The sequence below is a fragment of the Phycisphaerae bacterium genome, from assembly GCA_035384605.1.
Classification (GTDB): domain Bacteria; phylum Planctomycetota; class Phycisphaerae; order UBA1845; family PWPN01; genus JAUCQB01.
The window spans coordinates 60,797-86,024 of sequence record DAOOIV010000005.1; the positions used below are offsets into that span (position 1 = coordinate 60,797).

General features: G+C 62.0%; 19 protein-coding genes. 5 read left to right on the top strand and 14 right to left on the bottom strand.

The window, feature by feature from the left end; all coding sequences use genetic code 11:
* Positions 1-27: 27 nt before the first annotated feature.
* Positions 28-1,752, bottom strand: a complete 1,725-nt coding sequence (gene recJ, locus PLL20_02540) for a single-stranded-DNA-specific exonuclease RecJ (protein ID HPD28845.1) — start codon at positions 1,750-1,752, stop codon at positions 28-30.
* 296 nt (positions 1,753-2,048) lie between these two features.
* Between recJ and PLL20_02545 the strand changes: the two genes are divergently transcribed.
* Positions 2,049-4,616 (top strand): glycogen/starch/alpha-glucan phosphorylase, encoded by a 2,568-nt coding sequence (locus PLL20_02545; GenBank protein HPD28846.1) that lies wholly within the window; start codon positions 2,049-2,051, stop codon positions 4,614-4,616.
* Here the strand turns inward: PLL20_02545 and PLL20_02550 are convergent.
* Together PLL20_02550 and bioA are read right to left on the bottom strand one after the other, a co-directional pair.
* Positions 4,607-5,593: a TGS domain-containing protein gene (locus tag PLL20_02550; protein HPD28847.1), complete on the bottom strand. Its 987-nt coding sequence runs from the start codon at positions 5,591-5,593 to the stop codon at positions 4,607-4,609. The genes PLL20_02545 and PLL20_02550 overlap by 10 nt on opposite strands.
* Positions 5,594-5,698: 105 nt before the next feature.
* Positions 5,699-7,114 (bottom strand): adenosylmethionine--8-amino-7-oxononanoate transaminase, encoded by a 1,416-nt coding sequence (gene bioA, locus PLL20_02555; protein ID HPD28848.1) that lies wholly within the window; start codon positions 7,112-7,114, stop codon positions 5,699-5,701.
* Positions 7,115-7,286: 172 nt separating this feature from the next.
* Between bioA and PLL20_02560 the strand changes: the two genes are divergently transcribed.
* Positions 7,287-10,076 carry a hypothetical protein gene (locus PLL20_02560; protein HPD28849.1) on the top strand — a complete coding sequence of 930 codons (2,790 nt, stop codon included), beginning with the start codon at positions 7,287-7,289 and terminating at the stop codon, positions 10,074-10,076.
* 63 nt (positions 10,077-10,139) lie between these two features.
* Here the strand turns inward: PLL20_02560 and PLL20_02565 are convergent, their stop codons facing one another.
* The 11 genes from PLL20_02565 to PLL20_02615 form a co-directional block, all read right to left on the bottom strand.
* The gene (locus PLL20_02565; protein HPD28850.1) at positions 10,140-10,799 is read right to left on the bottom strand and encodes a hypothetical protein; all 660 of its coding nucleotides are present in this window, start codon (positions 10,797-10,799) and stop codon (positions 10,140-10,142) included.
* Positions 10,800-10,822: 23 nt separating this feature from the next.
* On the bottom strand, positions 10,823-11,890 hold the full coding sequence (gene floA / locus PLL20_02570; GenBank protein HPD28851.1) for a flotillin-like protein FloA: 1,068 nt from the start codon (positions 11,888-11,890) through the stop codon (positions 10,823-10,825).
* Between the two features lie 179 nt (positions 11,891-12,069).
* Entirely contained in the window at positions 12,070-12,555 is a 486-nt protein-coding gene (locus PLL20_02575; GenBank protein ID HPD28852.1) for a hypothetical protein, read from the bottom strand.
* Positions 12,556-12,676: 121 nt separating this feature from the next.
* A complete protein-coding gene (locus PLL20_02580; protein HPD28853.1) occupies positions 12,677-14,404 on the bottom strand; it encodes an NfeD family protein in 1,728 nt (575 codons plus the stop codon).
* Between the two features lie 261 nt (positions 14,405-14,665).
* Positions 14,666-15,769, bottom strand: coding sequence for a glycosyltransferase family 4 protein (locus PLL20_02585; GenBank protein HPD28854.1), 1,104 nt, complete (start codon positions 15,767-15,769; stop codon positions 14,666-14,668).
* Between the two features lie 47 nt (positions 15,770-15,816).
* Complete coding sequence (locus PLL20_02590; GenBank protein ID HPD28855.1) at positions 15,817-16,314, bottom strand: hypothetical protein; 498 nt, start codon at positions 16,312-16,314, stop codon at positions 15,817-15,819.
* 51 nt (positions 16,315-16,365) lie between these two features.
* The gene (locus PLL20_02595) at positions 16,366-17,238 is read right to left on the bottom strand and encodes a hypothetical protein (protein HPD28856.1); all 873 of its coding nucleotides are present in this window, start codon (positions 17,236-17,238) and stop codon (positions 16,366-16,368) included.
* 266 nt (positions 17,239-17,504) lie between these two features.
* On the bottom strand, positions 17,505-17,867 hold the full coding sequence (locus PLL20_02600; protein ID HPD28857.1) for an HU family DNA-binding protein: 363 nt from the start codon (positions 17,865-17,867) through the stop codon (positions 17,505-17,507).
* A gap of 935 nt (positions 17,868-18,802) precedes the next feature.
* Entirely contained in the window at positions 18,803-19,060 is a 258-nt protein-coding gene (locus PLL20_02605) for a hypothetical protein (GenBank protein HPD28858.1), read from the bottom strand.
* Between the two features lie 310 nt (positions 19,061-19,370).
* Positions 19,371-20,030 (bottom strand): XRE family transcriptional regulator, encoded by a 660-nt coding sequence (locus tag PLL20_02610; GenBank protein HPD28859.1) that lies wholly within the window; start codon positions 20,028-20,030, stop codon positions 19,371-19,373.
* A 95-nt stretch (positions 20,031-20,125) separates the two neighbouring features.
* The gene (locus PLL20_02615; GenBank protein HPD28860.1) at positions 20,126-20,623 is read right to left on the bottom strand and encodes a FliM/FliN family flagellar motor switch protein; all 498 of its coding nucleotides are present in this window, start codon (positions 20,621-20,623) and stop codon (positions 20,126-20,128) included.
* Between the two features lie 870 nt (positions 20,624-21,493).
* Between PLL20_02615 and PLL20_02620 the strand changes: the two genes are divergently transcribed.
* The 3 genes from PLL20_02620 (at position 21,494) to PLL20_02630 (ending at position 25,224) form a co-directional block, all read left to right on the top strand.
* Complete coding sequence (locus tag PLL20_02620; protein ID HPD28861.1) at positions 21,494-23,581, top strand: DUF4038 domain-containing protein; 2,088 nt, start codon at positions 21,494-21,496, stop codon at positions 23,579-23,581.
* A 58-nt stretch (positions 23,582-23,639) separates the two neighbouring features.
* Positions 23,640-23,954, top strand: coding sequence for a hypothetical protein (locus tag PLL20_02625; GenBank protein ID HPD28862.1), 315 nt, complete (start codon positions 23,640-23,642; stop codon positions 23,952-23,954).
* Positions 23,955-24,135: 181 nt separating this feature from the next.
* On the top strand, positions 24,136-25,224 hold the full coding sequence (locus tag PLL20_02630; GenBank protein ID HPD28863.1) for a sugar kinase: 1,089 nt from the start codon (positions 24,136-24,138) through the stop codon (positions 25,222-25,224).
* Positions 25,225-25,228: the final 4 nt, after the last annotated feature.

The window sequence follows — 25,228 nt, forward strand, 5'->3', positions numbered from 1 at the left end:
CTCACGCGGAGACCTGCCTTCGCCGCGTCATTCCGGAAATGCCATGTCAATGACTTGCAGCTTGACCGACGTTCGCCCGTTGTACGTGTCGAGAATAGGTTCGAAGGCCACCCTGCAACGACGGTGGTCGAGCAAAGGCCGGAGCGCATCCTTCTGGTTGAACGCAATGGCCTTGCGCGTGATCCGACCATCCGTCAGTGCGAACTGCAAGTGCTGACCGTTCTTGCCCACCAGCCGCGGCTCGCCCGCGAGTTGCAGGATGCCCGATGCGAACTTCGGTTTGGGGTTGCCCACGCCAAAAGGCTGGAGCCTCTGCAACTCGTGGACCAGAGCATCCGGCAGGTCGTTCAGCCCGATCTCGGCATCCAGCCTCAGCGAGGGTTCGAGATCCTTGCACGTCAATGTCCGGTTGGCCAGCTCAACAAATCTTTCGGTGAATGATTCGATGTTTTCATGCCGAATGCGCAGGCCGGCGGCCATGGCGTGTCCGCCGAACGCCTCCAGGTGATCCGAGCACTCGGCCAACGCCTGGTGCATCTTGAAGTTTCGGATGCTGCGGGCCGAGCCCTGTCCCTGACCGTTTTCCAGCGAGATCAACACCGTCGGGCGGCAATATCGATCCACGATGCGCGAGGCGACGATGCCGATCACGCCCGCGTGCCACTTTTCGCAGGCCAGGACGATCGCCCGGCGGGCGTCTCCGGCCAGGTTGCCGGCGTCAATCATCCCGCACGCTTCCTTGAGGATCTGTCGTTCGACTGCCTGCCGCCCGCGGTTCTGGCTTTCCAGGTAGGCGGCAATCTCTCGGGCACGCGGGGCGTCAGCCAGGGTCAGCAGCTCGACGGCCATTCGAGCGTGGCCCATGCGCCCCGCGGCATTGAGTCGCGGTGCCAGCCAGAAGCCCACGTGTTCGCTGTCGATCTTCTGGTCCGAGAGCCGGGCTGATTCAATCAGGGCCCGCAGGCCGATGAGCCGCGTATCGTTCACACCCAGCAGACCGAATCGGGCCAGAATGCGGTTCTCGCCGCTCAGCGGCACGACGTCGGCGATAGTTCCCAGCGCCGCAAGACTGGTCGCGTCGATGAGAAACTTGCGGAACTCGGGCTTAACCCGCTCCGATTGGGAAAGCATGCGTGCCACCGCCCAGGCCAGCTTGAACGCCACTCCGGCCCCGCAGATGTCCGGGTTCGCGTAAGCCCCGGCGGCGGTTGGGTGGACGATGGCGTCGGCCTCGGGCAGCGTCGCGCCGGGCGAATGATGGTCGGTAATGATCAGCGTCAGGCCGATCTCACGGGCAATCTCTGCTTCTTTCACCGCAGTGATACCACAGTCCACGGTGATCACCGTATCGGCCCCGTCTTGTCGGATCTGTCGCAGCGCCTCGGCGTTGACCCCATATCCTTCCTCCAGCCGATTGGGCACGTAGAAACAGACCCGAGCCCCGGCCAGCGTCAGCAGGTGCCAGAGAATGGCCGTTGCCGTGATGCCGTCGACGTCATAGTCGCCGTAAATGACGATGGGTCGCCGCTCGCGAATCTTGCGGGCGATGATAGTGGCAGCTTCGACTGCCCCGGGAAGAGTCTCCGGCGCCAGCAGGCACTTCAATTCCGGGTTGAGAAAAAGTCGTGCCGCATCGGGATCGGCCACGCCGCGGTTGTGCAGCACCTGGGCCAGCAGGGGATGAATGCCCAGTCGCCTCGCAGCCGCGGCACACTCTGGCCATGCCGGGATGATTGTCCAGTTTTTTGGCATCCCTGCCAGTTCCTCCACTCACTGATCCGCGCCGGTTCAGTCAGCCGCTCAATATACGCCGCGGGCATAGCCGTTACAATTGTCTTGTCGGGCAATACGGATGCGTTTCGGTCGTTTTCTGTCCTGGCGATGATCCGTCACGCCGGAGCGCGCGGTTTCCGGCATCTTTCCAGGGATGACGACATCATGTAGACTTAGGTTTCAGACAACTCAGTCAAGCCTACCCTGGCGGCAGCCTCAGGAGCCGAGGCAGGCCTCTGTCTTGAGAACCCGGAACGTCGGATCAGGAGCTCATTATGGGGCAGCAGGTGTCCACGCGGAAACTCCAAATCAAAGTCGCAGCGGCCATTCAACAGGGTCAAGAGCGAATCGCCGGTCGTAGCAAGCTGATCGACCGGGCCTTGCAGCACCTCAGACTGAGCCAAGGCAAGCACTGGGAAGGGGCGACACCCCACGACAAGTACGTCAGTCTCGCGCTGGCGGTCCGGGACTTGGCCGTCGAGCGGATGATCCAGACGCAGGCCGCATACGCCAAGCAGGACGTGAAACGAGTGTACTACCTGTCGCTCGAGTTCCTGCTCGGTCGGCTCCTGCGCAACAATCTGGTCAATCTGGGCCTGTATGGTGAGTGCTGCAGCGTCGTTTCCGAAGACAGCGATTTCGATCACATCTTCGACGTTGAGCCGGACGCCGGCCTGGGCAACGGTGGTCTGGGGCGCCTGGCCGCCTGCTACATGGATTCGGCCGCGTCTCAGGGTTATCCGGTGTATGGCTACAGCATTCGCTACGAACACGGGATGTTCCACCAGGAGATCGAGAACGGCTGGCAAGTTGAAAGACCGGAGTACTGGTTGCGCTTCGGCACGCCGTGGGAACTGATGCGGCCCGAGTTCGCGACCATCGTGCGACTCCGGGGGCACGTCGAGCACCGCACGGATTCGCAGGGGCGATATCGGCCGGCGTGGGTGGGATACCACACCGTCGTCGGCATACCGTACGACATTCCCATGGTCGGCTATGGCGGGCGAGCCGTGAACATCCTGCGACTGTGGGCCTCAAGCGCGTCCGAAATGCTCAACCTCGAAGCCTTCAATCAAGGCGGGTATCTCGAGGCGGTTCGCGAAAAAGTCATGAACGAAACGATCTCGAAGGTACTCTACCCGGCCGACCAGACACAGAGAGGCCGGCACCTGCGACTGGTCCAGCAGTACTTCTTCGTGGCCTGTACGCTGGCCGACATTCTGCGGCGATACGACCGCGACCACGATACCATCGATGATCTACCCAACAAGGTGGCGATCCACCTGAATGATACTCACCCGTCGATCGCGATTGCGGAGATGATGCGCATTCTGGTCGATGATCGGGGCCTCGATTGGGACCGGGCGTGGGAGATGACCCAGGCCATCTTCGCCTATACCAACCATACGCTCCTACCCGAGGCCCTCGAAACCTGGCCGGTGTGGATGTTCGAACAGTGGCTGCCCCGCCACCTCCAGATCATCTACGAGATCAACAAACGGTTTCTGGAGCAGGTTGATCGGCGCTGGCCGGGTGACGACGGCCGCAAGCGACGCATGTCGCTGATCCAGGAGGATAACCCGCGTTCCATCCGCATGGCACATTTGGCTATCGTCGGCAGCCATACCGTCAATGGCGTGGCCGAGCTGCACAGCCGTCTTATCCGCCAGACGCTCGTGCCGGATTTCGCCGAGCTGTGGCCTGACCGTTTCACGAACGTGACCAATGGAATCACCCCGCGCCGGTGGCTGAAAGCGGCCAATCCCGGTCTCGCCGCGGCCATCACCCGGCGTCTGGGCGAGGACTGGGTCTGTGATCTCAATCAGCTCAAGGGACTCACACGGTATGCCGACGATCCCGAATTCCAGGACGAGTTCCGGCAAGTCAAACAGGCAAACAAACGCAGGCTCTGCGAGCACGTCTTGCGGACGGCGGGCGTGAACTTGCTGGTCGATTCGCTCTTCGACGTCCAGTCCAAACGGTTGCACGAGTACAAGCGTCAACTGCTCAACATCCTGCACGTGGTCATGCTTTATCACGAGATGCTGTCCAGACCGCAAGCGCGGGTTCCTCGGGCTTTCATCTTCGCGGCCAAGGCGGCGCCTTCTTACCACCGTGCCAAACTGATCATTAAGCTGATCCACGACGTGGCCCGGACGATCAACGCAGACAAGCGGCTCGACGGCCGGCTTCGCGTGGTCTTCGTGCCCGATTACTGTGTGTCCGTGGCGGAGATCATGGTTCCGGCAGCCGACCTGTCCGAGCAGATCTCGACGGCGGGTATGGAGGCCTCGGGCACGGGTAACATGAAGTTCGCCCTCAACGGCGCACTGACCATCGGTACGCTGGATGGAGCCAACATTGAGATTCGCGAGGCCGTCGGGGCCGAGAACTTCTTCCTCTTCGGGCTGACGGCCGAAGAGGTGGCCGAGCTTCGACCCCGGTATAACCCTTGGGAGGTCTACCACTCCAACCCCGCGGTCCGACAGGCCCTGGACGGCGTCGCCGACGGCGAGTTCAATCCTGAACAGCCGCATCTTTTCAAGCAGGTCCGCGATTGGCTCACGTCCGAAGGCGATCGCTACATGTTGCTCGCCGACATCGAGTCCTATGCGGAAGCCCAGCGGCGGGTGGATGCCCTCTGGCGGGATCCGGCAGCATGGACCCGCAAGGCCATTCTTAACGTAGCGAACATGGGCAAGTTCTCCAGCGACCGCTCGGTCAATGAGTACGCACAGCGGATCTGGAACACCAGCCCGGTTCGTATCGACCGGATTCCCATTGACGCGCAAACAAGCGGCGTTGCCGCGGAATCCGGGTGCTCTCCGTTCTCTCACGCGTGAATTTCGACAATATCCCGGTCGTGGAGGGTGTATCGCCCGTGGACCTGCTGGCCGTCGTAGGTATGCTCGCCCCAGACGCGGGCATATTTCAGGTTGGCGGCCAGATCCTTGTGAATGTGCCTGGCGAGCTCTTCCACGGTGCTGCCGGCCGGCAGAATGAAAGGCCTGTCGCGGTCCACGGGTCGACCGGGCTCCTTGGAGTAGATCCGAATGACGTCCAGCAGACCGAAGAGCTTCCGCATCAGGACATCAAGGTTTTCGCCCGTGCGGCCTGAAACCATCATCATCTCCGGCTCGGCCGGACGGAGTTCCTTGAGCATCTGAAACGTATCGACCGCCCCGGGCATGTCCATCTTGTTGCACAGGATGATACCGTGCGGACCGACGCGCATCTCCTCCTCGCCATCGGCCTCCGACCGGCCGAACTCGATTTCCTTAGCGGCCAGCGCGGCCAGCAGGCCGTCGATATCTTCCAGAACGCTTTCGGCCGTCAGATCAACCACCATCAGCGCCGCATCAGCGTTGCGAATGGCATTGACGAGGCCGCCCGGAAGGTGATCGGGCGTCACCGGCGGCATGTCCACCAGTTCGATCGGCACATCTTCAAAGTGGGCCATACCCGGGACCGGGATCGGCGTGCCGTAAGGAAAGTCGGTAATCTTAACCGGCGCCTTCGTCAGGGTCCCAACAATCGAGGATTTGCCGCTGTTGGGAGGACCGATGAGAATCGCCTGGCCGGCACCCTGCCGCTCGATGTGGTAAGGATCGACCCCCGTGCTTTTTCTGGCTCTCTGCAGCTCACCCTGACGCAGCTCGCTGATGCGACGTTTGAGATCTGCCTGCTTCTTTTCGCTGGCCTTGTGCTTGGGGATGGTGCGGAGCATCTCCTCCAGGGCGGCCAGCTTCTCGGCCGGCGTCCGCGCCTGGCGGTACTTGCGATCCGCCTCGAAGTAGTCCGGCGTCAAGTTCAGAGCCATGGGCGGCATTATAATGGGCAAGTGGCCAGTTTTCAGTAGTCAGTTGTCAGTGGACGGGGGTTGAACCGACCACTGCGACCTGACCAGGGAGAACTCCAATCGCCCTCACTCCAACCCGTCGCCAACGCCCGTTTGAACACGAGGCACGACCTCCGTGATGCACCTCTCAACGGTATTCATCAGGTGGTCGATGTTCTCGGCGGAGATGACCAGCGGGGGCATGATGACAATCACATCAGCCAGCGGACGGATGATGACTCCGTATTGGCGGGCGTGGGCGCACACCTGAGCGCCGACTTGCATGCCATAGGGATACTGCTCGCGGGTGGACTTGTCCTTGACCAGCTCAATGCCCGCGATCATGCCACATTGGCGCACATCGCCGACATGGGGGTTGTCGGCCAGCCGCCGGAGATGCTCGGCGAGTCGCTCGATCTTGGGGGGCAGTTGTTCCAGCGTCCGGTCGGACTCGAAGATATCGAGGTTCGCCAAAGCGGCCACGCAACCGAGCGGGTTGCCGGTGAAGGTATGGCCGTGGTAGAAGGTCCGGCCGCTGTCGATCGGCCCAAGGAACGCCTCGTAGATCCGTTCGCTCGCCAGCGTCGCTGCCAGCGGCAGGTAGCCGCCCGTAAGCCCCTTGGAAACGCACATCAGGTCGGGCGCCACGTTCTCGTGCTCACAAGCGAACATCCGCCCGGTGCGGCCCATGCCGGTCGCCACCTCATCGGCGATCAGAAGCACGTCATGCCGGTCGCACAGCTCGCGAACCCGCCGCAGGTGACCCTGGGGAGCAGTGATCATCCCCGCTGCGCACTGAATGAGCGGCTCAACCACCACCGCCGCAACCTGCCCCCGATACTCGCTCAGCAAGCGACCGATCTCGTCGGCGCAGGCCAGATTGCAGGTATCCCGGCACTTGCCCAGAGGGCAGCGGTAGCAATAGGGCGAGGGGGCAAACTCGGTCTTGAACAGCATCGGTGAATAAACACGATGGAACAGGTCGATGCCGCCGAGGCTGACCGCTCCGATGGTGTCGCCGTGGTAGGCGTTTCGCAGGGCGATGAAGCGGCTGCGCTGCGGCCGGCCGTTGTGGTGCCAGTAGCCGTAGGCCATTTTCGCGGCGACTTCGACGCTGGTGGAGCCGTCGTCGGAATAGAAGACCTTGGTCAAGCCCGGCGGAGCGATGTCGATCAGGCGCTTTGCCAGACGGATGGCCGGCGGTGAGGCCAAGCCAAGCTGCGTCGAATGAGCGATGCGATCCAACTGCTTGATGATGGCGCCGTTGATCTCGGGACGGCGGTGTCCGTGGACGTTGCACCACAGGCTGGAATGACCGTCGATGTAACGATTGCCGTCGGCGTCGAGCAGATATTCGCCCTCACCGCCGACGATGATCAGCGGCTCGGCGACGTTCCACAGCGAGTGCTGCGTAAACGGATGCCAGACGCAGCGGCGGTCCCACTCGGTCAACTGATGCTTCTGGTCGGGGGGCAGGTTTTGAGAGTCCGACTTTGCGGGCATTTCTCGGCATCCTTGTGGCGAGTGCCGAAGAGGATTCTCGGCACGGTGATCCTTGAAGAGCCGCGGGGTTTATCCCCGCGGTCTTCCGCGCACGTGTCCCACCGGCGGGATAAACGCGCCGGCTCGTCAAGGTCAGTTGCGACATCGCGACGCAGCCATTATTCTACCGCCCATGAAGAACTCAAAGAGCATTCTAGCATCGGTGCTGTTGTTTTGCCTCGGTCCGGTTCTGGTGACCGGCTGCGCCGGCCCGCAACGGTTCCGCAAGCCCGCTCCGGCAGAGGATGGCGTTTCAACGATCCCCGAGCCGGTTCTTGGATTCGCCGCCGGCCAGGAGGACGGGGCCCGGCAACTGCACGTGATGGAATGGGTGGCCAAGCGGGCCTGGTACAACCTCGGTCTGCCATTCGAACGGGCGGATTTCAAGGGTCCGCCTGAGCAGAAGGTTCGTGTGAACGATAGCTGGACGGAGATCACGAACACGGTAGCCTGTGGGGGGGTTCCTCTTCGCAACCAGATTGTCTATTTCGAGATCGAGCAACGAGACAAGCCGATCATCATCGTGCTGCGTTCGACTGACGCCTTTGGCGAAGTGATGATCGAGTTGGACCTGCTCAAGGGGACCGCCCGGGCCCTGTCGATCACCGTCAGCCGGTCCATGATCGGCGGGCAGTCGCACTCGTCGCCCATGCCGGAGGAATCGAACGCCTGCCTGATCGGCGAGTTTCAGTTCAGACGTCTGGCGCGCGGCTGGCATCTGCTGTCGCTGGAAGCTCGAGGTGCAAGAGTCACGTTGCGGGCGGCGCCGGACATCTGGCTCGGCTTTCGGGTCGCGGTGCCGTTGTCGAGTTGGAGCAATCTTCTGGAGTTCGAAGACCCCGACCCTGCCGGCGGCAAATACGGGTTCGGATCGACCGGTACCGTGGCAGTCCGCAACATCAGCCAGTATGAGTTGATCTCCAGCGCCGAGAAAGCTCGCCGCGAGGCGTGCCTGCGCGACATGCATGAGTTCTGCAAGGGTCTGGACGCGGAGTACGAGGGCGACGTCCGCAAGGCCAACCAGGTCGAGGTGACGCCTGACGGTGTAAAGTGGACTTGGCCGCCGACAGGCGCCACGGCCGTGGTGTCCGCTGACAGGGGTGTGCCGCACGGAGTGGTCAAGGCCGGGCTTTACGGCAACGATACACTCATCGAGGGCGCTTTTCCCGAGGTGATCGTCACCTCCGAAGACGGCGAAGCATTCCGTGCCGATCCTGATGGGCAAGTTGCCTTTCAAGCCGATCCGCTCGCTTTGCGGATGGCCCTGCCCCTGGTCAGCGGCAGCGGACGAAAGGCGACGGCACACGTCACGGCGCGATTCACGGTTTTGACGGTGTGGTGGTGGACGGTGACGGTCGAGGGCGTCGAGCCGAAGCAGATCCAGGCATTCGTCGGCTTGGCGCCGCAGTTTGCCGCTCGGACCAAGCAAGCGGCCTCGTCCGAGGCCGGAATGGCAGTGGCCATCGCCTCCGGCATGAAGGGCGGTGCGTACTATGAGCACAACGCCAAGGCCGGCGTGCTGATCAAGTCGCTGGCCCCCGACATCGATCTTGGCAGCCGTGCCGGCGGGAAAGGCGAAGTGGCCCTGGTGATCAAGGGTAGTAAGCTGCGATTTGCCACCCTTTGGCTACCCGCCCAACCGCTCAATCGCATCGGCTTCACGACCCGGATGGTTCACTACATCAAGTACCCCGAAGGCCCCATCCAGCACTGGCGTCGCATGCCCAGCTTCCAGGAGTATCCCGACAATGTCGACTTGGCACGATTCAAGGCCAACGGCACGGAGGCGATGGTCTGGCACCACACCTGGATCAGCAACGATTTCCGCGACCGAGAGGGCTTTCTGGTCAACCATCGCGAAATGAAACGGGCGATGAGAGAAACGCATCGTCTCGGCATGGCCGCGATCGGTTACATCGGGATCGTGCCGGGGCGCAGCTCGCTGCTGCGGTTTGATGATGCGCTCGACGACTATCAGAAGAACTGGGACCTGCAGGACTTCACCTTTTACGCCACTCCCGGCCGCTGGCAGGAGTTCCTGCCCTGGATGACCGACTACTGGTGCCGCGAATACGGCCTCGACGGCTTCTATGCCGACGGCGGCCTGGGTGGCGCGACGTGGGGGCGGCTGAGGCCGGAAAAGGGGACAGGTCCGATTTGCCGGGACGGCCCGGAGGGTGCTTCGCAGAAATCGGGCCTGTTCCCTTTTCCCCCGGAGGATGCGGATCTGTCGCTCGATGAGATCCAGCACCGGTTCTACTACCGGATCAAAAAAGTCCTCCAGCGGCACAAGGCCCGCTTTGGTCTGGAGCAATGGGGCGGCAGCCACGACATGCTGATCACGGGCTTTTACGACTGCCGCATGATCGGCGAGTCATTCCAGGAGGCTCCGCCCGAGGACTACCGCAACAGCTACAACGCCCTGCTGACCGGTACCCCCTTCAAGATGTACGGCATGCGCGAGACCTCGCAGAATCCCTACAACATCGCGATGGCCGCGGTCTGCATGAGCGACATTCAGGTCTGTAGCGGCAACGGCGCATGGGGCGACGTGGCCGACACCGCCGAGACCTGGAAACGCATTCGCCCGCTCTGGCGACTCCTGGAATCGATCGATTTCGACCGACTGATCGAGGCACGGCCGTGGTATGCCCAGGAACTGGTCAGCGGCGAAGGCTTCTACGCCGGTAACTACACAATGCCCAATCGCGCGTTGGTATTCCTGGCGAACAAATCGGAGACGCCGGGTCCGTTCGACGTGCAGATCAAAGTGGATCATCTACCCAAGATCAACGGCCAGTGGCACGTACGCTACGTGCTGGGACGCCAGGGTGCACTCGGACCGCTGGGCGACGGCAGAATAAAGCTCACGCTTCCAGGTCTCCACAGCGGGCCCATCGGCCTGGAACTGATCGCCCGGTAGGCAGGGCGGTGTCGAGGTCGCCCCGGCGACCAAGACCTGCCGCTCGGAGACTGATCCAACAGGTCAGAAGAGCTTCTGCTCCTCGCGCAGCGCCAGCGGCGGGGCGAGTATCTCGCCGAAGACAAACGCCCTCTGAAGCTCTATCAGAGGCAAGCCCACAAGTCGCACGAAGGGCCGCCTGGCTTCGACGCTGGTCGATGGTTGGAGCTCTGACTCCCCGACCGCCGGAACGGCCAACGTCTTCGCCTCCGGGGGTGCCACGACGGGCAACGGTTTCGAAGCGATCCGGGTAAACTCTTTGGCTGCCGGTTCGCCTTGGTCCGGTATCGCAGCGGCGACAACGCGTCGTTCTTGCGGGGGGCGCGGGGTAGGTGACGACGGTCGTTGAGGGGACGGTTGCGGTCTGGCAACCGGCTGAGGTTGATCAGGGCGGCGAGGTGCCGGCGCCTCCCAGACGGCCGGTGGGCGGGGCGCCTGACGTTGCGGCTGTAGCGGGCGTCCGGGAGCCGGTGGCCTGGGCGGCAACCGACGGCCGGGTTCCTCGACGCGGCTCTGCGGGACGCCGCGTTGCACCGGCCGCTTCGGACCTGCCTTGCGCTGCTCGCCTCCAACCTGCTCGATCTTCATCCGCAGGTAGCCCATGACGATCAGCACCACCACCAGAAGGACATAGAAGAAGCAGCTACTGCCTGCCTCTGCGATCGTCACGTGCTGCCACATCACTCAGATCCTCTTGCTCAGCACACTTACGACTTCTTCTGCTCCGGCGGCTTGGTTTCGCCGCCGATCGCGCTGCGCATCGCGGTGTCGGCCTGGATGTTCCTGATCCGGTAGTAATCCATGATGCCCAGGTTGCCGCTGCGGAAGGCCTCGGCGATGGCCAGCGGTACGGTCGCCTCGGCCTCGACCACCTTGGCGCGGTTCTCTTCGACCAATGCGCGCATCTCCGCCTCGCGGGCGCGAGCCATCGCCGCCCGCTTCTCGGCCTCGGCCTGGAACCGCCGCTTGTCGGCTTCAGCCTGATCGGCCTGAAGCTGGGCACCCACGTTGACCCCGACGTCCACATCGGCGATGTCGATCGAGAGAATCTCGAACGCCGTACCTGCGTCCAGACCCTTTTCCAGTACGCGTTTGGAGATTACGTCCGGGTTTTCGAGCACCACTTTGTAGTTCTCGGCCGAGCCGATACTGGTCACGATGCCTTCGCCGACACGGGCAATGATCGTTTCTTCCGTGGCACCGCCGACCAAGCGCGCGATGTTCGTTCGCACCGTCACCCGCGCCCGAGCCTTGAGCTGAATGCCGTCCTTGGCGACCGCCTCGATGCTTTGCTTGCCGCTGGCCGGGTTCGGGCAATCAATCACCTTCGGATTAACCGAGGTGTGCACCGCCTCCAAGACATCACGACCGGCGAGGTCAATCGCACAGGCCGTCTTGAAAGTCATATCGATGCGGGCACGATCCGCGGCGATCAGCGACGAAATGACGTTCTGTACCCGTCCGCCGGCCAGATAGTGCGTCTCCAGGTCGTTGGTCGTGATCTCCAACAAACCGGCCTTCACCGCCCGGATCTTGCTCATCACGATCGTCCGGGCGTCGACTTTACGAAACCGCATGCCGATCAGGTCGGTAATTCTCACGCCGGCACCGCTCATGAACGCCTGGAGCCAGAGATTGAACACCTGTCCCACGAGGGCTAGCACGAAGAGGCAGAGGAGCCCGATCGCGACAATGACAATGATGCCCCACGGGATCCCGTCGTGCTGCGGCGTCCTCTGGGCCAGCAGGCTCAGTGCGAGAATGTGCTCTATCATGTGAAGCCCTTTCTTGTTTTTGAGGAACTGAGATTATTCATCGTCGGGGCCCGCTTTCGAGAACCGCGGCAACGCCCTTTGGCCAACTCATTATAGTGTGCCGACGCCGGATGTCATCTGTTGCACCGCCTTGACCACGGCTGGACCGTCCAGATCGATATCGCATGCCTTCCGAAAGCTCAACTCGACACCGGCCGGACAACGAGCGTCCGATCGACCAGTCCAATGGCTTCCACCTCTACATCCTTCTGAATGACGCCCTGCTCGGCTTTGCATTCATATCGCCGGCCCTGAAAGTCGCAAGTTCCCACCGGCCGCAGCAAGGTCACGGTTCGACCTCTCCGCCCGATAACGGCCCGCAGCGGCTCCAGCGGCATTCGGTCTTCCTCGCTCAGTTGCGGGTTCGGGGGGCAGATGCGCTTGCCGATCGGAGTCCGGTGCCACGTCCGGACCACCATCAACACCGACGCGGGGATCAGGACTGCCAGCGAGGACAGCCCGACCAGGCCCCACAAACCGCTCATCTGAAACGTCTCGTAGACGGCGAAGCCGAGCATGGCGAACGCAACCAGGCTCAGTACCCCGTGTGAAGGGATAAAAATCTCCGCCACCAGGACGGCCGTACCGATCAGATACAGCAGAACAATACCCAGCCAATCGGGCATACATCAGACCCTCGACGCTGCGACCTCGGGGCCAGAGATCAGTTCAGCCTGCGTATGTATTTCCGGCCCGCAAGGCGCTTTGGCAGCGGTCCACAAACAGGCAGTCGCCTCAGGATATCGTTCATCCGGCCCGTCGCACTACCACGCGATTGCCCCTCCGCTCCACAACTACGACGGCCGCGCCGCTCTCGATGTACTCACCTTCGGAGACAACGTCAACCAGCATCCGGCCGAATCGGGCCTTCCCCGCCGGCCGCAGCAGGGTCTCGGCGGTTCCCGTGTCACCAACCAGGGCGACCCCATGATAAGGATCATCGAGCTGGACGGCCTCGTGGTCGGGGTTCGGAGCGATCAAGCTGCCGGCCACGGGCACACGCGGCAGGTAACGGGCGATGAAGTACATGCCGACCAGCGAGCCCACCAGACCGCCTGTCAGGGCGTACAACCCGTGCTTGAGGTAGACATAAATCATTCCGAAGGTGGGTATCCTCGGCCACAGCTCGCGTTCGAAGCCCGGCTCGGATGGGGCGAAGGAGAATAGCAGACCGACGGCCATCAGAATCACGCCCAGTACACCGGCCACTCCGAAACCGGGAATGACGAATATCTCGATCAGCAGCAGGATCGCGCCCAGGACGATTGCCACAATTTCCCAGGTCACCGTGTAGCCGGTCAGGTAGGGCGCCCCAAGAAACAGGATCAGGCAAATCAGGGCGACGGCACCCGCGATGCCCACACCCGGAGTGTTGAGTTCCGTGTAGATCGCCAAGAGCATGAAGAGGAACAGGATGCCCCGCACCAGCGGCGAAGCCAGCCACTTAATGATGGACTCGATCCAGTTACTCTCCAGACGGGTGACCGGCCAGTTTACTTTCAGGTATTCGCGAAGCTCCGCGTCGTTGCTGACCGTCGCCCGGCAGAAACCAAAGGCCTTGGCCTTGTCCGTTCGCATGGTCAACAATTGATCCGGCCCATCGACCGGCTGCGAGATTCGCCCCAGGCTCGGGTCGTTTTCGACGTACTTCCAGGCCGTGCGGCTCCTGGAATCCGACACGTCACCGCTTGAGTCCTTCGTGTCTTTCTCCGTGTTCGTGCCCAGGATCTTCAGCAGGCCGCTGACGCCGCCGCCAGCGCTCTCTTTTCGCTCCAGGCCGAACAGCCTGTCCCGCCCCTTAGTGTCCACCAGCCGTCTCTCGCCGGTCTCGGTGTTCCTCAACCAGTACAAACTGACCGCAGGATCGATGAGTGCCAGGAGGGTTTCGTATTCGTAGTTGTTTCGCCTTGCCGAGTCCTCCAGCTCCGCCAGCAAGGGGCTTACGGCCTTGGCTTTGATGTCGTCGGGAATCGCCGAGGCTCCTTCCTGGGTGATCTGGATCGGCTGGCAGTCGCCGATGGTCGCGTTCCGGGCCATAACGATCTCGTCAGCCGCGAGGGCGATGATCGTCCCGGCGCTGTAAGCCTCGTGGTTAACCCAAGCGACCACACGCACACCGTCGTCTCGCAACGCCTTGAGCTCGTGGCATATCTCAAGCGTGGCTTTCAGGGCACCGCCTGGGGTATCGAGCTCGATAACGACAATCTGGAGGTTCGTCCCCTCAGTCATGCCCAGTCGTCGCTTGAGACTATCATGAGTGACGTTCGTGATCTCGCCCCGTATCGGCAGAACGTAGATCTGGCCTGCCTGTTGGGAAGTCAGCGAAGAGGCAGACGGCTGTGTGGCGTTGGTCTCCTGGGCCGAAGAGTCTCGGAACGGCACCGCCGCCAGCGCTGTCATTGCCACGAGCAGGAGCGAACGTACGCCAGGGCGAAGTATTCGCAAGTCTGGAATAAAGGGTAATGTCGCGGACATCGTCGCACCGCCCGCAGAAGCTGCACCAGACCTTTGGACGCGTCCCACGCCGGTTTGCCTCCGCGGCATTTTGCGTTTGTCCCTGACGGTCAACCTCCGAGTTGGCCGTCCACCGGCGCAGATCCCGGTCCGTGCGTGCCTGCCCAAAAGGCTCCGGAGGTATAGTCACATGCTTGCGCCATATGTTACGCCCCCCCGACGGTAGCCGCAAGTTGAATCAAAGACGATGTTTATAACCGGGGGCGGCGCGGGTTCGGCCGGCTATTCGCCCGGGCTGCAAAGCTCTCGATAAACACCCGCGATGCTGGAAACCATGGCACTGGCCTGATGGTGGGCCCGAATGTACTCCAACCCCCCCTGGGCAAGCCTCCGGGCAACGGCCTTGTCCGCCAGCAGGGCCGACAGCTTCTCGCTGATCTGACGGGGTTTCTGAGGGTCGAAGAGGGAGGCAGTCACGCCGTCGATCAAGTAGTCGCCGATCGTCCCCGTCGGAGCGATAATCGCCAGGCCTGTAGCCATGGCCATCAGCGTGCTAATGGTGAAACGCCGCCGCTCGCCCGGCAGAATGTAGAAGTCCGCGTCGCGCATGGCCGCCTGCATGGCCGTCCAGTCGTGCAGCTCGCCTGCAAACGTTACCCGCGAACGCAACCCGAGTTGCCGAACCACCTTGCGAAACACGTACTCGCCGGGACCCGAGGACAACACAAAAAGATGCATGTCTTGCCCGGCTGCGATTACGGCATCCATCGCCTTGAGAATCAGGTGCAGACCGCAGTCGTGCGTCAACGGGGCCGTTACCAGGACAGTGGGGACCCGCTCCGGATCCGCAAAACACGCCGGCTCCGGGCTGGCGGGGATGCCCAGAGGAATCACCCGGATGCGGCTGACCAGGTCCGGCCGCTTTCGAACCAACGACTGTTGAAGGGTCGGCGTCGTGCAAATGACGACCAGTTCCGGCGGAAGCCGCAATCTGAGAAAGCGGCGGACGTCGGAAAGGTCGGTCAGGTGCACCACGACTCGGCTCCCCCACTCCATCACCCAATCCTGCGCCATGTGCAACAGGTCCGCCGACATGCAGTGAATCACATCGGGTTTCTCGTCGCCGATCAGGGCCAGGGCTTGATCGGGGTTCAACCGCCGCCAGTGCCATGGCCAGCAACGCCTGGGCAGATAGAACAACTGCGACGGGCCTATCGCCTCTTCGATCCGGCAGGTCGAGCGGGCCAGTACCATCACCCGCACGACCTCATCAATCATTCCCACGCACAGTTGACGGACCGTGCTGCCGAGACGGTCGAGGACGTCGTCGTCGATGACCAACAGCGTGCTGACTGGAGAAATGATCTGTTCCGCGTCATCAGCCATTGCACTAACCCCGCAGCGGGGACTGCCCGGTCCATCTATCGGCAATCTCAACGTGATCCCACGACACGGCCGGTAAAGCACCGATGATATCCGTCCAGCATCTTCAGCACCTTTTCACGCATGGCCTCGCCGCAAAGCTCGTCCAACGACGCGAGGTCCAAAGGCGTGGCAAAGCAGAACCGCTCAGCGTTTTCTCGATAGTGTTCCACGGGCGGCTCGGGCCAGGCCAGGCCGGCATCGTGGAAACCCAGACTGATGAACTCTCGAAGCGTGAGGCTGGATTCCGAGATCATGACCTCCGCGTCGAGGCTGCGCATCGGGTCGTCGGTCACCACGGTCACGCGGATCTGCGGGACCGTCGGGCGGACGGCCAGTTCGAGCCACCAGTGGCGGTCCATCGGCCAACGACTGGCCATGACCCAGTGATCCGGACGGTCATGCCGCTCAAGCTGGGGCAAGCCAAGCCGCGTGCCCGCAAGCGTCTCGACACGGGAGCGAAACGCCTCGATAAGATCGAGCTCCTGTCGCGTCAGCGATGATCTCATGCAACACCCGCCGGGTGCCATTGGCGGCCTGTCAGCCGGCGCATGCGGATGTCACGCCGTCCCACTGTTCCTCGTTTCGGCAGACATCCGGCCGGCCGCTCCGGCTGCCGGCTGTTCCATGAACTCGGGCCCATCCTGCTTCAGCGATTGCCATCGGCCGGTGAGCATCTTCAGAACCGACCTGCGTAACAGCGTCAGCGGCCGGGAGACCCGCCGGTGCATCCGGTGCCAGAAGCCGAGCCGATAAGACGCCTCGATCTGCTCGGGCGTCAATGTGTCAGGCCGGTGGCGTCGACGATGCTTGAGCAGGTGATAGCGATCGCCTTCCTGCAACCGCTTCAGAAGGTATAGACCCAGCCGGTCCGGAATCAAACGTTTGAGTCCCCCTCGCCGTTCGGCGGCATCCGAAGGCCAGCGCCAGGAAATCTGAAAGTCGATCAGCCACGGACGTCCCTCGGCGCCAACCAGGATGTTTTCTCGTTTTTCGAGGTCCACGTAAGCGATATTGCGTCGATGCAGCTCGTTGATGAGCCGTTCCAGACGAGGAAAGAACTCGTCGTCAACCCGTTCCTGCTTCTGGAGCGGGTGACCTTCGACAAAGGCATGAACCAAGCCGGTCCGGCCCCATTTGCCCAGGCACTTGGGCACGCCCGGCAGGTCGTCGACGGCGCGATACAAGTCCAGCTCGCGATCACATAGAAGGCGGCCGATCCATGATCCAGGAATTACCAGCAGACTTGCCGTACGACCAAGCTTCAACACCACCCGGCCCGACGGCCCCTCATAGAGGCCGGTTGCGGCGAAGAAATCGTGCTTCCAGGTGCGCAGGTGAGTATAGTAACCATCGTGCAGCGCGATCCGCGCCGGCATCTCCGCCCGCCCTAACGCTCGCAGCCAGCCGTGTCGCAGTCTTTCATCCGGCATGACAAAGGCAAGATACCCCCGCTTTCAGGGCGGTACAACGCCGACCTGCCGCGCGGGCATCATGTCCACGACTCCGTGTGGACATGCTCTGTTTCGATGCGCACACACGGTTGAGCGTCGAGGATGCCACAGGGATCAAGACCTGCCGCACGATCTCCTCGGCACGCCAGGCAATCCGGCAGGAACGCCGCGCAAAAAACGACCCCTGAACGTTATTCCTCAGGGGTCCTTGGTGTTGTCATGGGCCGCAGGTGCGCGAGGCCGGCTCAAGTCTTGGAGCCGTCGTTCCCCGAGGCGGGCTTCCGACCAGCCACGCCGCTGAGAGGCGAAGGCGAATCGCCGCTGGCCGCCACCAGCCGGTCTTTCATGAGCCGCCCTACCTTGAACTTCACCGTACGCTTCGACGGAACCGCGACCCGCTCGAGGGTCTTGGGATTCTGGGCCGTTCTGGCGGCGCGCACCTTGCTTTCGAAGACGCCGAAGTCCCGAAATTCCAGCCGGTTACCGCGACCCAATTCGTCGATGATCTGGTCAAGGAATGTCTGGATGATCCGCTTGACCACGACGCGCTTGTGGTTGCAGCTCTCGGCTATCCGGTCGATCAACTCTTTCTTGGTGATGGTCTGCATGGCTGACCTCGACGCAAGTCCTTTAAATCCGCCTCGGCTCTCCACGGCCCCGGCTGCCCGCCTCTGGAAGCGCCCGGTGCTCGCCTTCAGCAATGAAGATTACGCAATCACGGGAATCCCGCTCCGAAGTGCTGGCCGGTCCATCGCTCTTCCACCGGCCAAGGCACGCAAGTTAGTCTACAGCAACGAGTTTCGGCAATCAAGCGCTTTTATATCGGCAGCTTTCACAGGCCTACTAGCGACAAACATGCCTCCGAATCCGAATCCCCCAAAAACTGCAACATACTGCCAATACGTATGTTAGCACTCATGCAGGGCTCAGGCGACAGGTCTTCGGACCATCTGATCCATAAGTTCATTTGGGTAAAAGACTTATGGATTGCTAACTTGATGAGACTGGATCGGTGGCCTGGGGATCAGCGAACGAAAACAGGTCGTGCGCCGGCTCAAAGCTCAGCTCGGCTTTGCCTGCCCGCCCAAAAAAACCCAGGCAAGGGCTTCGAGACGAAACCCAAGCCTGGTAGGGAGAGAGAGATTCGTTGTTGCCCGCTCCGACGCCTGCCGCCGGGCTGAGCATCCCTTCCGAAGACGGCGTGGCCAGCCACGCTTTCAATTCTTCGGGAGAATCATAACCCTATACCGGAGCCACCCAAACCCAGGTGGGGGGCTAACCAATTCTTTGCCTCTTCCGCTACTGCGGAGGAGTCCGGCGACCAATCGACCGCGAACCCGGTATGGTTTCCTGATCCCAACCGGCTCGCAGATAGTTCCTATCGCCAGGCGAGAGAAATCCGAGGATAACCACTCGCCTGGGAGAGAGAATCAAGCCCGTCTCCGGCCTGCTTTTCCCGATAAGGCCTCGGACGGACGTCGCCTTGAATCAAGGCGACAGGCTTTTCCTCCTCCTCCTGTCGGGCCTCGCGGCCGACAGAGTCTCAATATCCTCGCGCCTCAGGGTGTTCTTCGCCCCGCAGCCTTTCCGTCGGCACGATCAACGGGGAAAGAATCCCCTCTACATTCACTATCGCGAAGCGATCCGGTTGCTGACCTTGATCGCTCATGAACACCACTTCACCGCTGACCTCGAGCTCCGGAGTCAAGTGCACGAGTACTTGTCGCGGTTCAGGACACAACACATCGGCCAGCCTGAAGCTGCACAGTCTTCGCGTCTTCGTTCCAGAACCGGTCATCATGCTTTTCCACAATCCTCCGCGTGAACAGTAGCACGTGCCGTGCCAAACTCGGCAGCCGATCAGTGCAAAGCCGCCTGTGTTCCGCAAATCGTTGCGGGCAATGGATTTGGGGATTCCGGTGTTCTCGTGGCCGTCGCGAGTATTCGAGCCCGAGCGGGAATAGAATGCGCCACGATTTGCACGCTGCCGCACGGTCTTTCAACGATTAAAAAGCATTACCGTGCTTCGAGGCCCTAATGGGCGGCGGTAGCCTGAGGCCGTGGCGGATGTGCAACCAAACTCGCGCGCGTGCAATGAATCGCGCAAGGTCTCATAGGTCGCGGCTGACCAGATGGGTGACAATCCCCTGAATGAGGAAATCCCGAGACTCGTCGATCAGCATGGGAGGAACTGTGGGATTGTCCCCGCGCAGAATCACGATTCGACTGCTCCTTTGCAGCTCAACGGAGACGCGTTTAAGGGTCGGCGTGCCATCCACAAGGCAGGCACAGATTCGACCTTGCACGTGCTCGGGATTGACGTCCTGCCGGTATTCCACGAGCACGAGGTCGCCGGGTTTGAGTGTCGGTTCCATGGAATCGAACGTCAAACGAAGAATGTACCGATCGTGTCCCCACAGGTGTCGCAGGACCGGGAACATCTCGATCTGTTCCTGAGTTTCGGCGGGGGAGCCGGCCGGTATCGCGCCAAACAAAGGCAGGTCTCGGGTTTCCAGCGGCTGAGGCGTATCGTGTTCGAGCCCGTCTCCAATCAGCACCGCCGGAGCCACGTCCAGCGCCTCCGCGATCGCGCGCAGCGACGAGGGCGACGGCTTGCGCTTGCCCCGCTCGATCTCACTGAGAAAGCCCTGGTTGACATTGGCACGCCGGGCAAGCTGCGTCTGGTTCAGGCCGAGACGCTGCCGGTAATAGCGAATGCGCTGGCCGATGTGCCCGCGGAATACGGAAAACTCGGAATAGGTCCCCGACATGACCTCAATATCCAAGCCGGCACCGGTTGCGTCAATAGTTGAATGAGAACGGGCCGATTTCCGCGGACCGGCGGGCGCCGAGCGTGACGGCCAGGTCAGACCGCGTTCATCGCCTCGACTCGATTGCCAATAGAGCCGATCATCGTGACACGGAGTCCGAAGTTTTCGCCCACCTTGACCGCCTGTCCGCGGCCGATGCGCCGGTTGTTAATCATCAGGTCGAGCAGTTCGTCCGAAGGCTTGTCGAATTCGATGATCGAACCGGGAGTGAGCGCCAGTATCTTCGAGAGCGGCATCGTACGCTCGGCAAGGGTGACAATCACCGGCACCTCGAGTGGCAGTATGCGTTGGGGATCTTCCGACCGCTCCGAGGACGCGGGTGCCACGGTCGGCATACCTGAGGGCATCTGCGTTCGCTTGGGGACCCGTTTGCCGCCGTCTTCCGCCGCGGGCGCATTTGCCACGGCCGTGGCCGGGCCCGAAGAAATCGGACCGGTGCCGTCGTCGCCCACGATGTCCGCTGCCGCATCCGCAGCCAGTTGGCTTACGCCGGCCAGCAGGGCATCAATATCATCTTGTTGGGTCTGACCCATGTTGGCACCCCCATCGGGGCTCCCCTCGCGCACTGCAAGCGCACGGCTCCCATTGGACTTATCGGATGAGGCGGGTAGGCACTTTACGGCTGCCGACAATCGGTCAAAGAACCCCGCAAAATGCGCAACTTCCTCCTTGTTACCCGGCAGAATCTGCCGATCGCACCGGCCCGCCGAATGCCCCGTCGCAAAGCGGAACATCAGGGATGCCGAGGGTAGCGCATTCGTCCAGCATGGTCCTTCTCCGTAGCGCCGACGCCCTCGTCGGCGATCCGCCCTGTTATCCTGAGGACGTAGGATCCGCGCTCGCGGACCCATTTGCTTGCTCGCCACCCCCCAATCCTCAAATCGGGGGACGCCATTCCTTTTTCTTGCCCTGAATCGATCGGGATACCCCATATGCCTACTTCTTGTTCCGGCATCAAGGTCGAGCTGTAGTCGCATCAACGCCATGAACGAACCGGACGCCCGATTGGCAAGCAGGCCTTTCTCGCCCGACTTGAGGCCACCCTCGACGGCATACTCAGATCCCAAAAACCAAGCCGAAAGATGAGACAAGGATGATAGGTATGGTGTCCCAAGAATCCCTGGTATCCCCAAAATCAGATGGTGTCTTTCCAATTCACAGCACTCATTGCGTCGGCGGGGCGCGTCTGACAGTCGATCGTTCTCGCGGTTTGTGGATGTTCCTCCTTCAGTGACGGCGTTTTTTCTTGATCGCACCTCGGGCTTTCGCTACATTGAAACCGGCACCCGATGGTTTTCAGCAGTTCAACGGGTGAGCATTCTCCGGAGGAGAAAGAGCCTTATCACCTTTCCAACCATGACGCTTGTCGGGGCTCTCGACTATCGCTTAACAGGGAGCATGAGATGAATGGCTGTGTTTCATCGGGACGCAGACGATACTCGGGTCGGGTAACACTCGGTGTGGCTCTCTGGTTGTTGGCCGGTTCAGGAGCCCGGGCCGGCCTGATCGGAACGCCTCCTTCAACGGCCACCACCTTTCGCGTCTGCGAATTGGCGTTTTCGGCAGACGCGCCGGGCAGTAATCCGTACCTCAACGGACCTTCGGTGACCGCCACCTTCACCGGCACTTCCGGCCCCGCCAGCGGCAAAGTGTTGACCATGAAAGGCTTCTGGGATGGGGGCAACGTCTGGAGGGTGCGGTTCGCCCCAACGGCCCAAGGCGACTGGTCCTGGACCACCTCATCGACCGACGCGGGCATGAACGGTTTCAGCGGAACTCTGACTGCGATCGGGCCGACCCCCGAGGAGTTGGCCGCCAACGTTCTGTACCGCGGCTTCCTTCATCGCGACGGCCACGCCTGGAAACTGAGCGACGGCACGCCCTTCCTTGCCGTCGGCGACACGCAGTGGTCCTTCGCCGAGGAAAACACCACCGCCGAATGGCAACAATGGATGAACGCCCGGCAGGCCCAGAATTTCAACACCTTCCTCGGCTGCATCTGGCTGGCCATCTACACCCGATCAGGCGTGCCCGATGCATTCCCAAGCAAGAATCCGCAGACTGATACACCCAATATGGCCTATTTCCAGCGACTGGACCAGATGGTGCAGTACGCCAACGACCGCGGGATCATGATGGGACTGACCATCGGCGGATTCCCCGACAACAGCAACTGGTGGGTCAAATTCGGCACGCTGGAGCGCAACAGCCGGTGGTTCAGATACTGCGTGGCCCGCTACACCGCATATAACGTCCGGTGGTGCCTGTACGGCGAGGTGAACGAGCGCAACACGCCCTGGGGTTCCACGTGGCAGCAGCAGGTGGCGTACGATGCGCAACTGGTCAGGGACGAGGACCCCTACGATCATCCGATCGGGAGTCACCACACCAGCGTGGACACCAGCAGCGCCAACAGCCCCAACATCGACTATATCGAGGTGCAGATCGCGCGAACCGAAACGCAGTACCAGAGCGCCCTGAACTACCGCCAGTACGGCAAGCCGGTGTGGTTCGAGGAGTACTGGTACGAACCGGCGACCTACGACAACGACGTGGTCCTCGGGATCCGCAACACCCATCGCAACTTTGTGGCGGCCATGGCGTATCCGACTATGGGCAGTCTGATGCGGGCTCACTACCCTGATTTCAACATCAACGATGTCTCGACCGACCCGGGTGCCGTCCGCATGAGCTACTTCTGGAGCTTCTACAAGGATCTTGCTTTTCTGTCATTTTCTCCTGCCTCCGGGCTCGTGAGTCGGGGGCAGTGCGGGCGGTTCGGCAACGACTATGCGATCTTTCTGCAAGGGGGTGGCAGCGTCACGCTGAACCTGACCGGCGTCTCCGGTGTGTTCGACGTGACCCGGCTGGACATCAACACCGGCGTCACGGCCGACCTCGGTTTGATCACCGGAGACGGTCAGCGAACAATCAACTCGGGCACCACCAGCGACGTGGCGATTCGAGTGGTGAAGACACCTGGACCCAACCAGCCGCCGGTTGTTTCGGCGGGCGACGACCAGGTAGTCCACCTGTCTCAGGGTGCTGTCCTTGACGGCACGGTGTCGGATGACGGCCAGCCCGATCCGCCTGGAGTCGTGACCACCATCTGGACCCAGGTTGACGGTCCAGGCGTCGTCACGTTTGCCGACGCTGCGTCGGTGGACACGACGGCCGGTTTCTCGCAGGCGGGCGTCTATACGCTGCGACTGACGGCCAACGATGGGGAGCTCTCCGCGAGCGATGAAACCGTGATCACCGTCAACGGCGGAGGGGGGTGCGATTTCGACGGAGACACCGACGTCGATCAGGTTGATTTCGCCCACCTTCAGGCGTGTGCCACGGGCTCCGGTCAGGCGGTCACGAACCCCGCCTGCTTCAACGCGGTTCTCGATGGTGACGAAGACATCGACCAGAACGACTTCGCCGTGTTCGTCGGATGCGTCAGCGGCCCGGATGTGCCGGCGACGGCCGAGTGCCGCGGCGAGTAGTGTGTCATACCGCCTGGCCGCTTCGCGCCCGGCGGATCACGTGCAGGGGAAAGACCACATGTCATCGATGGGCCCACAATTCGGTGTGGGCAGCGCATTGATCATTCTGATGCTGTCCGCCTGTTGCCTGCCGGCGGCAGAGGCCGCCGAGTACAGCACCCCCAGACAACTCAGCATATTCGATGTCTACCAACTGAACCCGGACGGTGCCACCGGCGATGAAGCCACAACCGAGCCCAAGACTGATCTGAACAACGGTCTGAACGGAGATAATCCGTACTTCCAACGGACCAAATGTGGCCAGAGCACACGTCGGAGGCTGCTCTGGAAGATACTGGTACACATCGTCCTACCAGGAACGGGGCGAGCCTGATCCCGCCGGCCCGCAATACGTGGATTACGCGCCGCCGTTTGGCGCGGGGGCCAATCAACACACTCCCCGGGCGATATCGCCTCAACTCCTCACGGTCGCCGTCCTGAAAGACCGGTGCGGTTGACATCGCGCTTTGCGGCGGATATCTGCATGCTTTTCTCGAATGATTCTGGGGGTACTGATGAGCGGTTTGAATGTGCGTAAAGACCCGTGCGAGCTGGACTTCCTGGCGCTTGGGGCGGTGGTTCACCGGCTGGACCCGGGGGTGGTTCCGTTTCGCAAGGCCCGTTCGGTGGACATCCACGTCTCGGGCGGCGAATACAACGTGGCCGCCAACCTTGCGGACTGCTTCAAACTCCGGACGGGCATCGCCACCGCCATGGTTAACTATGGCATTGGCGAGCTGGTCCAAGGCCGCATTCGGGAAATGGGCGTGACACCGTTCTACAAATGGTTCGAGCATGACGGCGTGCGCGGCCCGAACATCGCCACGGTGTACAGCGACCGCGGCTACGGCGTCCGGCCGCCGGTGGTGTTCTACAACCGGTCCAATGAGGCCGGCTCGCTGCTCAAGCCCGGCGATTTCGACTGGGCCGACATCTTCGCCCGCGGGGTGCGCTGGTTCCACTCGGGCGGCATTTTCGCGGCACTCTCCGAGACCACTTCCGAGCTGATCATCGAGGGCATGGAGGCCGCGCGAAAGTCCGGGGCGGTCAACTCCTTCGATCTGAACTACCGGGCCAAGCTGTGGGCTCCGATTGGAGGGCTGGAAAAAGCCCAGAAGACGCTGCGCAAGATCGTCGGCAACGTGGACGCCCTGATCGGCAACGAAGAGGACCTGCAGAAGGGCCTGGGCATCGCCGGCCCGGAGGTCGCCCACAAGGCCGCGTCGAAGCTCGACCCCGAGACGTTCTTCCAGATGATCGAGCGGGTGGTCGAGCAGTTCCCGAACGTCAAGATGGTCGCCACGACGCTGCGCGAGGTGCATTCGACCAACCGGCACGACTGGGCGGCCGTGCTGTGGCTCGACGGCAAGCGGTTCGTGAGCCCCACGTGCCAGCTCGACGTCCTCGACCGTATCGGCGGCGGCGACGGCTTTGCAGCCGGGCTGATCTACGGTCTGCTCGCCGGGCGCGAACCCGAGCAGGCACTCCGCCTCGGCTGGGCCCACGGCGCCCTGCTGACCACCTTCCCGGGCGACGTCACCATGGCACGGCTGGAAGAAGTCGAAGCTTTCGCCAAGGGCGGCTCGGCCCGCGTGCAACGGTAGTATC